The organism is Pseudonocardia yuanmonensis, from assembly GCF_039542425.1.
Classification (GTDB): domain Bacteria; phylum Actinomycetota; class Actinomycetes; order Mycobacteriales; family Pseudonocardiaceae; genus Pseudonocardia; species Pseudonocardia yuanmonensis.
In genome coordinates, this window is record NZ_BAABIC010000016.1 from 123,173 (window position 1) to 137,217 (window position 14,045).

14 protein-coding genes and 1 pseudogene are annotated in these 14,045 nt (G+C 71.8%); 10 read left to right on the top strand and 5 right to left on the bottom strand.

Features of this window, described 5'->3' with window-relative positions; genetic code table 11:
* Nucleotides 1-21: 21 nt before the first annotated feature.
* Complete coding sequence (locus ABD990_RS34490; RefSeq protein WP_425569640.1) at nt 22-705, bottom strand: CGNR zinc finger domain-containing protein; 684 nt, start codon at nt 703-705, stop codon at nt 22-24.
* A gap of 115 nt (nt 706-820) precedes the next feature.
* On the opposite strand from ABD990_RS34490, the gene ABD990_RS22800 reads away from it, so the two are divergent.
* Entirely contained in the window at nt 821-1,720 is a 900-nt protein-coding gene (locus ABD990_RS22800; RefSeq protein WP_345382763.1) for an alpha/beta hydrolase, read from the top strand.
* Nucleotides 1,721-2,012: 292 nt separating this feature from the next.
* Nucleotides 2,013-2,609, top strand: coding sequence for a CGNR zinc finger domain-containing protein (locus ABD990_RS22805; protein WP_345382764.1), 597 nt, complete (start codon nt 2,013-2,015; stop codon nt 2,607-2,609).
* A 3-nt stretch (nt 2,610-2,612) separates the two neighbouring features.
* Here the strand turns inward: ABD990_RS22805 and ABD990_RS22810 are convergent, their stop codons facing one another.
* Complete coding sequence (locus tag ABD990_RS22810) at nt 2,613-3,005, bottom strand: winged helix-turn-helix transcriptional regulator (protein ID WP_345382765.1); 393 nt, start codon at nt 3,003-3,005, stop codon at nt 2,613-2,615.
* Nucleotides 3,006-3,937: 932 nt separating this feature from the next.
* Here ABD990_RS22810 and ABD990_RS22815 point away from each other — a divergent pair.
* The 7 genes from ABD990_RS22815 (at nt 3,938) to ABD990_RS22845 (ending at nt 10,364) form a co-directional block, all read left to right on the top strand.
* On the top strand, nt 3,938-4,792 hold the full coding sequence (locus tag ABD990_RS22815; protein WP_345382766.1) for an MBL fold metallo-hydrolase: 855 nt from the start codon (nt 3,938-3,940) through the stop codon (nt 4,790-4,792).
* Between the two features lie 135 nt (nt 4,793-4,927).
* Complete coding sequence (locus ABD990_RS22820; protein ID WP_345382767.1) at nt 4,928-6,259, top strand: MFS transporter; 1,332 nt, start codon at nt 4,928-4,930, stop codon at nt 6,257-6,259.
* Nucleotides 6,256-6,693, top strand: a complete 438-nt coding sequence (locus ABD990_RS22825) for a hypothetical protein (RefSeq protein WP_345382768.1) — start codon at nt 6,256-6,258, stop codon at nt 6,691-6,693. Before ABD990_RS22820 ends, ABD990_RS22825 begins: the two co-directional genes overlap by 4 nt.
* Before the next feature lie 106 nt (nt 6,694-6,799).
* Nucleotides 6,800-7,453, top strand: a complete 654-nt coding sequence (locus tag ABD990_RS22830; protein WP_345382769.1) for a CGNR zinc finger domain-containing protein — start codon at nt 6,800-6,802, stop codon at nt 7,451-7,453.
* 3 nt (nt 7,454-7,456) lie between these two features.
* On the top strand, nt 7,457-8,176 hold the full coding sequence (locus tag ABD990_RS22835; RefSeq protein ID WP_345382770.1) for a flavin reductase family protein: 720 nt from the start codon (nt 7,457-7,459) through the stop codon (nt 8,174-8,176).
* A 19-nt stretch (nt 8,177-8,195) separates the two neighbouring features.
* A complete protein-coding gene (locus ABD990_RS22840) occupies nt 8,196-8,675 on the top strand; it encodes a 5-oxoprolinase subunit C family protein (protein WP_345382771.1) in 480 nt (159 codons plus the stop codon).
* Nucleotides 8,676-8,711: 36 nt separating this feature from the next.
* Nucleotides 8,712-10,364, top strand: a complete 1,653-nt coding sequence (locus tag ABD990_RS22845) for a carboxylesterase/lipase family protein (protein ID WP_345382772.1) — start codon at nt 8,712-8,714, stop codon at nt 10,362-10,364.
* Between the two features lie 69 nt (nt 10,365-10,433).
* On the opposite strand, the gene ABD990_RS22850 is transcribed toward ABD990_RS22845, so the two are convergent.
* The 3 genes and pseudogenes from ABD990_RS22850 to ABD990_RS22860 form a co-directional block, all read right to left on the bottom strand.
* Entirely contained in the window at nt 10,434-11,111 is a 678-nt protein-coding gene (locus ABD990_RS22850) for a maleylpyruvate isomerase family mycothiol-dependent enzyme (protein WP_345382773.1), read from the bottom strand.
* Entirely contained in the window at nt 11,108-11,953 is an 846-nt protein-coding gene (locus ABD990_RS22855) for a fumarylacetoacetate hydrolase family protein (protein ID WP_345382774.1), read from the bottom strand. The genes ABD990_RS22850 and ABD990_RS22855 overlap by 4 nt, the downstream gene beginning before the upstream one ends.
* Nucleotides 11,950-13,105: pseudogene (locus tag ABD990_RS22860) on the bottom strand (cupin domain-containing protein). Before ABD990_RS22860 ends, ABD990_RS22855 begins: the two are co-directional and overlap by 4 nt.
* A 300-nt stretch (nt 13,106-13,405) precedes the next feature.
* On the opposite strand from ABD990_RS22860, the gene ABD990_RS22865 reads away from it, so the two are divergent.
* Nucleotides 13,406-14,011 (top strand): IclR family transcriptional regulator, encoded by a 606-nt coding sequence (locus ABD990_RS22865; protein WP_345382775.1) that lies wholly within the window; start codon nt 13,406-13,408, stop codon nt 14,009-14,011.
* Nucleotides 14,012-14,045: the final 34 nt, after the last annotated feature.

A 14,045-nucleotide genomic window follows, 5' to 3' on the forward strand; every position in this document is an offset into this window, starting at 1 on the left:
CCTGGCCAGCGATGCCGCCGCCTACGTCACGGGCGTGATCCTGCCCGGAGACGGCGGTACGAGCGCCTCGACAGGGCACGCGCGCGTCTGAGGTCGACCCGCGCGCCTCGAACCGGGGCCACGTGGAGGAGGCCTCAGGGTCGTCGCGGGCTCGACGACGAGCCCGCAGGCGCCGAGGTTGATCGGGTTCCCGCAGGGACGCCCGTCGTGCCAGACCGCGCTGTTGTTTCGCGAGCGATCGAAGAAGGCGCCGGAGCAGGCGCCGTCGCCGCCGCCAGGTGTCCGTGAGTCGGGTCGGGCCCGGTGGATCTCGTGGAGCACGGCTCCGGCGAGCCTGTTCACGCCCTCTCCTCCGGGCGCGATCGTCAGCTCCCCGGCCGGTCCGAGCTCGAGCGCGAGCTCTCCGTGCAGCGGGCTGGGTCCGGGCGGCGGCTCGGTTCCGCCGGCCACGGCCTTGAGGTGGTCGCGATCGCGCGCAAGCGCACCACGTCCGGCTCGCCCACGGCCACATGGGCGGATGGGAGGGCTGATCCAGAGGTCGGCGGCGGTGCGCAGCCAGTCGGACGTGGACGACGGGTGCTCAAGGAGGTCCGCGTGGCGCGGACGTCCGCGGGCCGCGGTGTTGAGCAGGTCCTGCACCACCGCCAACCCGCCGGGCTCAGGCGGCGCCCCGTAGCGCTCGCACGCGGTCTGCAACATGGCCATCTCCTCGAAGACTCTGTCACATGGAGCTCCTATGCATGGGAAAGAGGTGTCATTCTGACGGCTGCGTCGGAGTCGTCGCCAGGACGGCTTCCTCCATCCGGAAGGGGATGACGGCGTGAGTGACCGCCAGGACGTGGAGTTCGCCGCAGACGGAGGGGTGGTCCTCCGTGGCCGGCTGTACCTGCCGGAGGGCCCGGGTCCGCATCCCGCGGTGACGATGGCCCACGGCTACGCCGGGACGGCGGAGCACGGGATCGAACCCTTCGCGCAGGCATTCGCGGCGGCCGGCTTCGTCGTCCTCCTGCACGACCACCGCGGATTTGGCGCCAGTGACGGCGCGCCCCGACAGGACGTGGACCCGTGGCGGCAGATCGCCGACTGGCGTCGCGCGATCTCCTACCTAGAGGGCAGGCCGGAGGTGGACGCCAGGCGGATCGGACTGTGGGGGACGAGCTACGCCGGGGGTCACGCCCTGGTCCTGGCGGCGACGGACCGCCGGATCCGCGCCGTCGTGTCGCAGGTTCCCACGATCAGCGGCTTCGAGCAGGGTCACCGCCGGGTGCGACCGGAGGCCGCCGGGGCGCTCTGGGAGTCGTTCGATGACGAGGAACGGGCACAGTTCGCCGGCGCCGAGCCGCGGCGACAGGCCATCGTCAGCGACGACGCAGCGGTCCCGGCGGCGTATCGGTCGAAGGACTCGATCGACTTCTACCTGCAGACCCTTCCGCCGGGTACCCGGTGGTCCAACGAGGTGACGGTGCGGTCCACGCGTGCCGCGATGATGTACGAGCCGGGATCATGGGTGGCGCGGGTGTCACCGACGCCCCTCCTCATGGTGGTGGCCACCCACGACACGGTCACCCTCACCGACCTGGCGCTGGCCGCTTACGAGCAGGCCCTCGAGCCGAAGCGGCTGCAGCTGGTCGAGGGCGGGCACTTCGATCCGTACCTTGCGCAGTTCGGGCCTGCGAGCTCGGCAGCCACCGCGTGGTTCGTCAGACACCTCGGGTCGTGACGACATGCCGGACCTGCCGGACCGTGCCGGTCTGAGAACCACCGCGGCGCTCGTCGAGAAGCTCGACCGCCTGGTGACCACGGCGGTGCTCCCGACAGAGGAGACAAGCATGGGCAGGCTCGACGGCAAGGTCGCCCTCGTGACCGGCGCTGCGAAGGGAGCAGGGCCGCTCGCACGCGGTACGCCTCGTCGAGGGAGGGCGCGGACCGGTGCCGATGACCAAGTCGCACGAACCGGAGGGCGAGGATGTGGAAGCTCAGTGCCTGTCCCGGCTGGCCGCTACCATCGGGGCGTGACATGGGTGGCCAGTGAGAGGTACGGGCTCACCCCTCCGCCCAACGGCCTCGCGCTCGTCCAAGATCTGCTGAACACCGTCAGCGCGGGACGTCCCCGAAAGCCGGACCTGCTGGGCGATCTTGAACTCGCGCGTGAATGGGCGGCGGGGGCCGCCCTGGCGTGGGGCGCCAGGGAGCCGGTCGAGCTGTCCGAGGCGGACATCGACCAGCTGCGCGACCTGCGCGCGGACCTGCGGGTCGCCGTCGACGGGCCGGTGGGCTCCGCGGAGGCCGGCCCTGAGGTGCTGCGGAACCTGACGGCAGGCCTGATCCTGCACCGGGACGGTCGGGTCGTCCTGGCGCCCCGTGGGGAGGGCTGGCGGCAGATCGCCACGGCCGCCCTCATCGAGATCGCGGCCGCCCAGCAGGTCGACCTCTGGCGGCGCCTGAAGGTCTGCCGCAACGACCGGTGCTCGGTGGCGTTCTTCGACAGGTCCAAGAACAACAGCGGCGTCTGGCACGACGTCCGAGTATGCGGCAACGCCGTCAACCTGCGTGCTTCGCGCGCCCGACGGAAGGCCCTCACCGGCGCGCAGTCGTCGATCGACAGGTGAGGGTCATGAGGACCTGCCCTCGCTGTGCGTCTCCCGTGACTGGCCGATGATCGTCAACTGGCGCTCGACGCCCTGAAAGGTCGGCTGCTCCGAGGCCGCCCACGCCCGGATCTCGTCGAGTACGGCCAGCGCCGCCAGCCCGCGGGCGGTGAGCCGGTACTCGTATCGGCACCGCAGCCCGTCCGGTCGGTACTCCTGCTTCGTGAGCAGGCCCCACCCCACCAGGTGCACCAGGCGCGCCGCCAGGACGGGGCGCGAGACTCCGAGGCGGTCGGCGATGTCGTTGAAGCGGGCGACCCCATCCCGCGCCGCGTAGAGGATCCGCAGAACCCACCGGTCGCCGAGGGCACGCACACCCGCCTCGAACCACGGGTCGTCCTGTCGTGCTGCTGGCACCGATGCCTCCTCGACTCGTCACGGCTTGTGGACTGAGAGGGCCCCCCTGCGTCGCAGGCTCTCCCTCGCTATCCGAGGAACGACGAGGAGGCAGATGAGGGCACAGAGCACCGCCCCATCCGACTGTCCACGCAAAGAACGTGGAGGTGCCGGAGACGAGAATGATGCGCCGCACCTCGGGCGGGACGGTGAGCGGCCCGGGCGCCACGCGCGGCGGACGGGCGGTCGCCCCGCCGTGCGTACGGCAGGAAGGTGGCGGCCGCGACGACCGCGTGCACGGCGATACCCAGCCGGAGCGCGCCGTACTCGGCCTAGTACACCGCCCAGCAGGGGCCCAGCGCCAGCCCGAACGTCAGGCACGCGGTTCGCCGTCATCGCGGCCTTCCGTTGGGCGTCAGCGGGCTCGCCGGTGGCGGTCGCTCAGCATGGCCTGGGCCGTTGCAGTTGCGATGCCCACGCCGAACCCCTGGATCGTGCGGGCCGCGAACAGCCACCCGACGCCCGTGCGACCAGGAACACGAGGTCGCCGACGACGAAGCCACTCAACCCGACCAGGATCGGGGCCCGGCGTCCAACGGTGTCCGACAGCGGACCCGCCAGGACCAGGCACGGGAGAATGACCGCGACCGCGGTGGCTTAGAACGCCGTCTGCAACCGACGTCGAGAAGCCCAGCTCCGCGCGCAGCTCGCCGTAGAGGGCGCTCGGCAGGTTTCTCCCGACGTAGAGGGTCATCAGGGCCGTTGCACCGGCGGCGAACGGCACCGAGCCGCCGACACGATGGGTTGCCCAGCGCAACGCAGTAGGCATGGTCGGACGGTAGGGCAGATCAGGCGGCGGGCGCAACACTCGACCTCTCCCTGCATGCAGGTGCTTGCGTAAGAGGCACTTAGCCTGTAACTCTTACAGCGTTCCTGAGAAGGAGGAGGTCGCGGTGACGACAGGAGCGCTCTCGTACGAGGTGCTGGTTCTCGACGGCGTGCCGCGGGCCGGAGGCCAGACCCTGCCGACAGGGGAGGGGATCGTGTCCTCGCCGCTCGCCGTGACCCTCGTGAAGGGTGTCGAGGACGCGGTACTGGTTGACGCGCCGTACACCTATGGACAGGTCGACCGGGTCCGCACCTGGATCGAAGGCTCTGGTCGGCGACTGCGGCACGTCTACATCACCCATGCCCACGGGGACCACTGGCTGGGGCTGGCCGAGCTGTTGTCCGCCTTCCCCGAGGTGTCCGTCCACGCCACCCCCGGCACCCTCAAGCGCATGGAGCATGAGGGGTCGGCGGGCCGTGAGGCGTTGTGGGACAGAATCTTCCCGGGGCTGGTGCCGCCCTCGCCCGTCCTCGCCGAAGCCGTTGCGGAGAGCGGTTTCGAGCTCGAGGGACACCGGTTCGTCCCGATCGAGCTGGGCCACACTGACACCGACGACACCACCGCACTCTGGGTGCCGTCGCTGGGGCTCCTCGTGGCGGGCGACTCGGTCTACAACGGGGTCCACCAATACGTCCTCGAGTCGTCAGCGGAGGGGTTCGACTCGTGGTTCGCCGCGCTGGACACACTCGAGGCGCTCGCGCCCCGGTACGTGGTCGCCGGACACAAGGCGCCGGGGGCCGATGACGATCCTGCGACCATCGGCCAGACCCGCGCCTACCTCCGCGACGCCCGCGAGCTGCTCTCGCGGGTGAGCGCTCCGGAGGAGTACTACGACGAGATGCTGCGCCGGTATCCGTTGCGCATCAACCCGGGGCCGGTCTGGTACGGCGCTGTCGGGCTGCTCGGCGCGAGCACCTGAACCTCTACCCACGTCGTCCTGACGCCCGTTCTCCCGCACTGCCGATGACAAGGGAGTTGTCGCATGCCCGACAGAGGTTCTCCATCCACCGCGGCCGGTGATCCGGTGCGCTCCACCACCCGACAGACGATCACAGTGACGCAGCTCCTCGCGCAGGCCCCCCTGGGTGCCCGGCGGACCGCCTACATCGCGATCGGGTTCTTCTGCGTCCTGCTCGACGGTGTCGACATCGGCGCGTGGGGTTTCGTCTACCCCCATCTGGTCCGGGACTGGGGTGCCGGTCCCGGGCAGATCACGACGATGGTCACGGCGGGCTACATCACGCTGGCCCTGGGCGCCCTCGTCGTGGGGCCGTGCGCGGACCGCTGGGGACGTAAGCCGACACTCCTGGTCAGCATCGTGCTCTTCGGCGGGGCGATGGTGGTCGCGGCCACCGCAACGGACATCGTGACCATCGGCGTGCTGCGCGCCGTCGCCTGCTTCGGGCTCGGGGCCGTCTTCCCGTCTGCGATCGCGCTGGTGTCGGAGTTCCTGCCGCGGCGACGCAAGGCGCTCCTCGTCGCGATCGTGTTCGCCGGCTTCCCGCTCGGGCAGGCGGTGGTGGGCTATCTCGCGGCCTTCATCGTTCCCACCTTCGGCTGGCAGGTCCTGCTGTTCGTCGGCGGGATCCTCGGGCTGGTCCTCGTCCCCGTCGTGTGGCTGTTCCTGCCGGAGTCGGTCGCCCTGCTTCTGCGGCGCAGGAGCGACGATCCCCGCGCCGCGCGGACGGTCGACACGATCGCGCGGACGACCGGAGTGTCGGTGCCGGTCGACCTCATCGTCGACCGCGACCCCGCCGACGAGGGGGACCGCGGCGGGGTCCGCACCGTCCTGTCGCGGAAGGTCCTGCTCACCAGCGTGGTCGTCTGGTACGGCTACCTGGCCAACTGCACGGTCACCTATGTCCTGATCGGATACCTACCCCTCATCATGGCGAACATGGCGATGGACGCCTCGGCCTCGGGCCAGGTCATCGGGCTGGCCGGCTGGGGCGGGGCCATCGGCTCGCTCGCCATCGGGTACGCCATGAGCCGCGTCGGGCAGTACCGCGCGCTGGTGGCCGGTCTCGTGCTCACCGCGGTCGCGGTCGCCGCCGTGGCCATCGGCACCTGGACGCTGGGCGGGCTGCTCGTCCTCGGCTTCCTCTGGGGGCTGCTGAACGCCGGGTCGAACGGCGGCATGAACGCGTTCGCGGCCTCAGCGTTTCCCACTCGCGCCCGGGGCACCGGCCTCGCGTGGATGCACTCCGCCGGCAAGTTCGGCGCCATCGCCGCTGGGCTGTTCGGAGGGCTGATGATCGGCGCGGGTTGGGGCATCGGCGCGATCTTCATCAGCTTCGCGGTCCCCGTCCTGGTCGCCGCCGCAGGCTTCGCCCTCCTGGGCCTCAGACAGCGCACCCCGTCACCGATCGGAGAGGACCACTCATGACGGACGCCGCCGGAATCAAGACCCCGGAGGTCACCGAGCAGGACTGGACCGGAGCCTTCGCCGCCAAGGAGGAGGAGGCGTTCGGCGAGAAGTTCACCGCCGACGTCGTGCTCGAGGCCGCCGCGCTTCTGCGGCCGGTGCGGGGCCGCGTCGACGTCCAGACCTGCATGGGGACCGCGAGCAGGTACTACCGCTCGTTGGTCTTCACACACCAGGCGACCAACGGCCCTCGGACCTACGTGGAGTGGGAGGCGGTCGGCGCCTCCGGCGTCGAGTTCTCCGGGGTGACGGTGCTGACCCGCAACGACGAGGGCCTCATCCAGCACGTCGCGATCAGCCACCGGCCGTTGGGGGCGACCCTGGAGTTCTCCGCGGAGATGAACCGGCTGACCGAGGGGAGGATCGAGCCCGGGCACTTCCGGGCGGCGGACTGATCGTCCGCTGACGAGGGCGGGCTGCCGCGTCGACGAGCTCGACGTGGCAGCCTCGGGGGAGAACCGGCGACAAGGCGTTCCGGTCCACCCAGCGGAGGAGACGACGATGGTGAGCGGTGCAGAGGAGTCGAGGGACTGGCCTGCGACGAGCCGGTACAACCTCTCTAGAGCACCGGGTGAGCTCGGCCTCGTGCAGGACTTCCTCAACACCATTCAGGAGGGCTCCGCGGCACCACCGGACCTGCTGGCCACCCTCACGGCCGCCCGGGAGTGGTCGGACGCCGTCCGCGGGCTGTGGTCGTCCCTCGACGAGGCCTGCTGGGGGAGTGACCTGCCGCCGCTGACCGAGACCGACCGCAGACGCCTGCTCGTCCTCCGCAGCCGGATGTACCACGCTCTGTTCCCGACGGCGCCCGAGGACGGTGACCCCGCCGGCCCCGGCCCCGGCGACGCGCGGGCGCAGGCGGGCGTGCGGCTGACCCTGTCGCACGGCGAGGTCTCGGCCGAGCCGACCGGACGGGGCTGGTCGCAGTTCGAGTCCGCCCTCCTCGTCATCTGCTACCGAGCCCAGCTCGCCGGCCGCCTGCGGCGGCTCAAGACCTGCAAGAGCCACGAGTGCGACGTCGTCTTCTACGACCGCTCGCCCAACAACAGCGCTGTCTGGCACGACGTCAAGGTGTGCGGCAACCGCGCCAACGTGCGCGCTCACCGGGCGCGACGTCCTGACCGTCCGGCGCGACGTGAGAGACAGGACTCCTGAGTAATGATCATCGACTCCGCGGACCTGGCCGAAGCGGCGGCCTACAAGCTGCTCATCGGCTCGATCGTCCCCCGCCCGATCGCCTGGGTCAGCACCGCCTCGCCCGACGGCGTGGCGAACGTCGCCCCCATCTCGTTCTTCACCGCCGTCGGGCGGCGGCCCCCGACGATCTCGATCTCGCTGCAGCCGCGGTCGGACGGGATCACGCTGAAGGACACCTTCACCAACATCCGCGACACCGGTGAGTTCGTGGTGAACATCGCGACCCTCGCGAACTCGGACGCGGTGCACCGGTCGGCGTACGAGTTCGATCCCGAGCAGGACGAGTTCGAACTGCTGGGGCTGGAGAAGGCGCCGTGTGAGACGCTCTCGGCGCCGAGGATCGCGGCATCCCCGATCTCCTACGAGTGCCATGTCGACCGGATCATCCCCGTCGGCAAGCTCGAGAACGTGGTGTGGGGGAGGATCGAGCGGTTCCACATCCGCGACGATCTCTACCTGGACAACGGGCGCATCGATACCGCAGGGCTGGCGCCCGTGGGCAGGCTCGCCGCGGAGTACACCCACGTCGGGAACGTCTTCACCACGCCGCTCCCGGAGGAGACGTTGCAGGCGTTGAGCACTGGACGGATGCGCCGTCTCGACGGGCTCGAGAGCGAGTTCTCCCCTATCGACACAGCCGCCTGGTCGGCGTCGGGTTCCACGCCGTCGGAAGCGTCCTGACACCGTCCCCCAGCCACCGGTGGGGACCTGGACTGCGTACCGGGTCCGCGCCGGCCAGCAGGTGTCGGTCGGCCGCGCCCGGAGCGGCGCCCGGTCCTACCTCGCCGTCCGCGGGGGCATCGACACCACGCCGTTCCTCGGGAGCCGCTCGACCTACACCGCCGCGGGGATCGGCGGCCTGTCCGGCGGACCCCTCGTCGCCGGTGATGCGTTGCCCATCGGGGCCGAGGTCGCATCACCGGAGCGGCCCGGCGCGCACATCGGCGCGGGTCTCCGACAGGCCTCCGGGGGCCGGGTGACGGTGCGTGTCGTCCCTGGCCTGGGAGCTAGACCGTATGAGGGCCAGCGCCTCGCTCGTCAGTTGGCGCGGGTCAGCATGACCGCACAGGCCGACCGCATCGGTTGCCGACTCGACGGCCCGCCCCTGACCTTCGTCGAGTCGATGTCCCTGCCGACCGTCCTCCCCACCATCCAGCGACACGGCACGGGCACACACTGACCTACAGCCCGCGCGAGCCGCGTCCTGGAGCGGTCCATGGTAGGGCGGCGGTTGCGTTCCTCGGCGCAGAAGAGCCGCCGCCCCGACGGCGGGAGGTGCGAGCATCGGTCCGTGAACGAGGGCGTCAGGGTCGAGGGCGGGATCGTCAGGGGAACATGCCTACCGGATCTCGGGGTTCGCCGCTTCCTGGGAATCCCGTACGCCTCGCCGCCGACGGGTGCGAATCGCTGGAGACCCCCGCAGCCGGTGGTGCCCTGGCAGGGTGTACGGGCGGCGTCCGAGTTCGGTCCGGCGAGCTGGCAGCTCGCGCCGCCCGCGGGCTCGCTCTTCTCCGGGAGGGAGTCCCGCTTCAGCGAGGACTGCCTGACCCTCAACGTCTGGACCGGGCCCGCGGCCGACGTCGACCGACCGGTTCTGGTGTGGCTCCACTTCGGAGCCTTCCACTTCGGCTCGGCGAGCAACCCGCTCTACGACGGCGCTCGCCTGGCGAGCCGGGGGATCACCGTGGTGGGCGTCAACTACCGGCTCGGGCGGCTCGGCTTCCTCGCCCACCCGGACCTCTCGGCCGAGACCACCTACGGCGGTTCCGGCAACTACGGGCTCATGGACCAGATCGCAGCCCTCGAGTGGGTGCGCCGCAACATCGGGGCCTTCGGCGGGGACCCCGGCAACGTCACCCTCGCCGGTGTCTCCGCGGGCGGGGACAGCGCCCAGAAGCTGCGCTGCTCACCGCCGGCGCAGGGGCTCTTCCACCGGGTGATCGCACACAGCGGGCCGGGGGTAACGCCTGCCATCGACGGTCCCGGCAACCCCGCGTACGCCTCGACCCTGCCGGCGGCCGAGCAGGCGGGCGTCGAGCTGTTCGCTGCCCTCGGAGTCGGCTCGGTGGCCGAGGCGAGGGCGCTGGATCCTGAGGTGATCCTGCGCGCCGACCTTCCCCGGACGCATGGTGCGTGGGTCTCCGACTCCGCTCCCGGCGGCCTGAGCGTGCACCGGTACGACTCGGGCTACCCCGTCGTCGACGGGTACGTGCTCACCGAACCCGTCCAGCGCTCGTTCGCGCAGGGACGCGCGGTGGACCTGCCCGCCCTGGTCGGGAACGTCACTGACGAGCAGGCCGGCGCCCGCTACCTGCCGACCGTGACGGCGTATCGCGGCTACCTGGAGGAGAAGTTCGGCGAGCGCGCGGACGAGGTGTTCGAGCTCTACCCGGCCCCCGACGACGCCGCGACCAAGAAGGCGAGCTGGTCCCTCGCCGGCGACGAGGTCTTCATCATGCCCTCGTGGAACGCCGCACTCCTGCACAGCGAGAACCTCCGGGCGCCCGTCTGGCACTTCCGGTTCACCCGGCGCCCCCCCGTCCCGGCCCGTTCGGGGGTGCTCGAGGGGGCGGAGGCGGGTGCCTTCCACACCGCGGACGTGCTCTACCTCTTCGGGACGTACGAGGACCGCGACTGGGACTGGACCAAGGCGGATCACGTTCTGGCCGAACGGATGCAGGGCGCGTGGATCTCGTTCGTGCGATCGGGGAACCCCACGGACGGCGGGAGGATCGAGTGGCCGGCCCTCGACGCCCGGTCGCCCCGCACGAAGGTGTGGGACCTCGAGGAAAGCGTGGCGGACATCCTCGACACCCGCCGGCTCACGTTCTGGCGCAGCTACTGGTCCGGCCCGGGGTTCGTCGGCTGAGGGGAGCAGGCGCAGACCGGTGGCCGGCGTGCTCCGGGGGGGCGGACGGGCGACGGGATGCCCGGCCGCCTACAGCCAGGTCGGCAGCACCGGGAGGTCGGCCGCGGGGCGGCGCCCGGTCAGCCACGCCGCCGCCGTGGTGACGGGGAGGTCGAGCCGCGTCAGGGGCGGGTCGGCCCCGAACTCGTGGTGGGTCAGGGGAGTGGTGAGGGTGATCGCGGGCCCCGGACGAGCCGCCCGCCAGGCGGCGACGTCGGCGACGAGTGCGGCCAGGAAGCCCTCGGGGAGGTCGTCGAACGTGGTCCCCGTCCCGAGGTCGACGGCGTGGATGCAGGTCTCGCGGGCGCGCATCCAGGTGGTCTCGGTCGCCTGGACGACCCGTCCCTGTGCGGTGACCACCTCGTGCCGCCAGGCGTCGTCAGGTAGGTCGTCCATGGCGCGGGAGAGGGCCGCCGCCGAGTCCCGCAGCCACCCGCGCAGGTCCGGTCGGGTGGCACCGGCGGTGATGTCGGCCGCGCGCTGGTCGGGCGAGGCGTACATGCGGGACTCGACGCCGGTGCGGGCCCAGGTGAGCAGGCGCCCGATGGCCTCCGCGTTCGAGGCCACGTGTGCCAGCAGGTGACGACGGCCCCAGCCGGGCAGCGCGCAGGGGTCGTCGAGCTCGGCGTCGGTGAGCCCGTCGACGCTCTCGAGCAGCAGCCGGTAACCGTCGTCCGCCCACCCGCGGGCCTCGGTGGCGGACCTCATGCCTGGATCGCCGCGCTGGCCCGGACCTGGTTGCGCTGGGTGCCGAGGAGCTGGATCTCCGTGCCGAGGACGGCGCCGTCGCCCAGGTAGCGGGGTGGCTTGCGGGCGTGCCCGACGCCGCCGGGGGTGCCGGTGGCGATGACGTCGCCGGGGTTGAGGGTGATGATCGTCGAGATGTAGGCCACAAGCGCGACGGGATCGAAGACCAGGTCGCCCGTGTTCGCGGACTGGACGGTGTCGCCGTCGACCGTGCACCGGATGTCGAGCGCGGGCCGGGTCCCGCCCGGCAGCTCGTCGGGCGTCACCAGCTCGGGCCCGAACGGCGAGGTCGCCTCGAAGGTCTTGCCCTGCAACCACTGCGTGGTGCGGTACTGCCAGTCGCGCATGGTGACGTCGTTGAGCACGGCGAAGCCCGCGATCGCGGCCTCGGCCTCGGCCTCGGTGGCCCGGCGGGCGGGGGCGCCGACGACGACGGCCAGCTCGGCCTCCCAGTCGACCGCGGCCGACGCGTCGTCCAGGCGGATCGGGTCGGCCGGCCCGATGAGGGCCTCCGGGAACTTGGCGAAGAGCGTGGGATGGCCCGGCAGGTCCCGGCCCATCTCGAGGATGTGGGTCCGGTAGTTCAGCCCGACGCAGAGGATCTTGCCGGGGCACGGGACGACCGGGGCGGCGTTCGCTCCCGCGAGCTCGTGCCGTGCTCCGTCCTCGGCGGCGGCGCTTGCGCGCCAGTCGGGGTCGGCGAGGAGCGCGCCGACGTCCGAGGCATCGAGCTCGACCGCATGGGCGCCGTCCACCCGGACGGCGCGGGTGCCGGCGGCGGTGCGAAGGGTCATCAGTCTCACGCGTTGTTCTCCAGGGCAGTCGGAGTGGTCGGAGTGGTCGGCGCTGTGGCGCGGACGACCTGGACGCGGTGGAGGTGCAGGCGCTCGAAGATCGGGGAGTCGGTGAAGCGGAAGAGGTCCAGGCCGGAGTCGGTGCCGATCGAGAGGGGCGCCCAGGACGGGACGACCACGAGGTCGCCCCGGGCGACCGTCCAGTCGCGCTCGCCGACGTGCACCCGGCCGGTGCCGTCGAACACCTGCCAGACGGCCGAGCCGACCTCGCGGCGCGCGGCGGTCCGCGCGCCGGGCGCGAGCCGGTGCATCTCCGCGCGCAGGGTCGGCATGACGTCGCCACCCGTCGTCGGGTTGGAGAAGCGGACCGCGGCGTGCCCGGGCTCGACGACCCCGGGATGCCCTTCCCGCTCCAGGGCGAGCTGGTCGTTCAGGGCGGCGTCGGTGTGCTCCCAGCGGTACGCCGTGATCGGCGAGTTCGGCAGCGGGTCGGGACGCGCGACCGGGCGCAGTCCGGGATGGGCCCACAGCCGTTCGGCCCGGGAGCGGTCGGGTGCGGAGCGGTCCCCGACCTGGTCCGGACCGGTCTCGAAGAAGGCCGATCCCATGTGGTGGACGAAGGGGATGTCCAGACCGTCCAGCCAGGCCATGGGCCGGTCGCTCTGGTTGTGGTGGCCGTGGAAGTGCCAGCCGGGCGTGAGGAGGAGGTCCCCGCGGCGCATCGCGACCGGATCGCCGTCGACGACGGTCCATACGCCCTCGCCCTCGACGACGAACCGGAACGCGCTCTGGGTGTGCCGGTGGACCGGGGCGTCCTCGCGCGGCTTGAGGTACTGGATCGCGGCCCAGAGCGTCGACGTGGCGAAGGGGGCGCGCCCAGGCCGGGGTTGGCCAGGGCGATCCCCGCCGCTCGCCGCCCCGTTCGACCGGGACGAGGTCGCCGGAGCGCTCGGCCAGGCGGAACAGCCGGTCCCAGCGCCAGACGTGGGGCCGCGCCGCCGGGCTCGGCGTCCGCGGCATCAGCTCGCCGATCTCGGTCCACAGCGGAACGAGCAGCTCGTCGGCGAACCCGCGGTAGAGGGCGTCGAGCTCCGCCGACGGCTCCGGCTGGCCCGGGCCCGCACTCGCGCTCGGCGAGACCGGGGAGGAGAGGGAGGTCATGGTGAACGGTCCTTCCGGGCGACGGGTGTGGTCGCAGCGCCGACGCTACGGATGTTTTTCCCGTGGGTCGGTGATGTTCTGGACTGAAGAACGGGGCAGCGTCGCCGAGTCCGACGCTGGACGGGTTCTGCCTGGTGCGAGTAGTAGTTCCGGCGTGCAGAACAAGCCGCGGTACAGCATCGAGTCGGTCAACCACGCGTTGATCCTGGCGACCGCACTTGCACAGGAAGGGCCGATGGGGGTCGCCGACGCGGCCACCCGCCTCGGCGTCGCCCGCTCCACCGCCACCGCCTGCTGGCGATGCTCGTCTACCGGGGTTTCGCCGAGCAGGACGACGACCGTCGCTACGGGCCGGGGCCGATGCTGCGCGGGGAGCTCGGCGAGCCCGTGACCGAGCTGAGGCGCGTGGCGCTCCCGCCGCTCCAGGTACTGATGGCCCGGACCGGTGAGACCGTGCAGCTGCAGGTGGTCCGCGGCAGGCACGCGCGGTTCGTCGCCTCCGTCGAGTGCGACCGGATCCTTCGTGTCGGCGACCGGGTCGGGCGCGAGCTGCCCGCCCATCTCACCTCCGCCGGACGTGCGGTGCTGGCGACGTGGCCGGAGGACCACGTCCGGGACCTGTACGACACCGGTGGCCCGCCGGACGTCGGTCAGCTCGACGTCCACGCCCTGCTGCGGGACCTCCGCCGGGTCCGCAAGCAGGGGTTCGCGGTCAACGACGGACTCACCGAGGAGGGGCTGACCGCCATCGGGCGTGCCGTGCACGGGCTCGAGCACCCACCGGCCATCGGCATCGCGATCGCCATGCCCACGGCCCGCTACCGCGCCGCCCAGCTCACGGCCTACGTCGACGCCCTGTCCGAGACCGCGCAGCTCATCGAGTCCGCACTCGGCGCAACGGGCTGAACGGCGGCCGGCCGGCACATTCTTCAACGCAGAA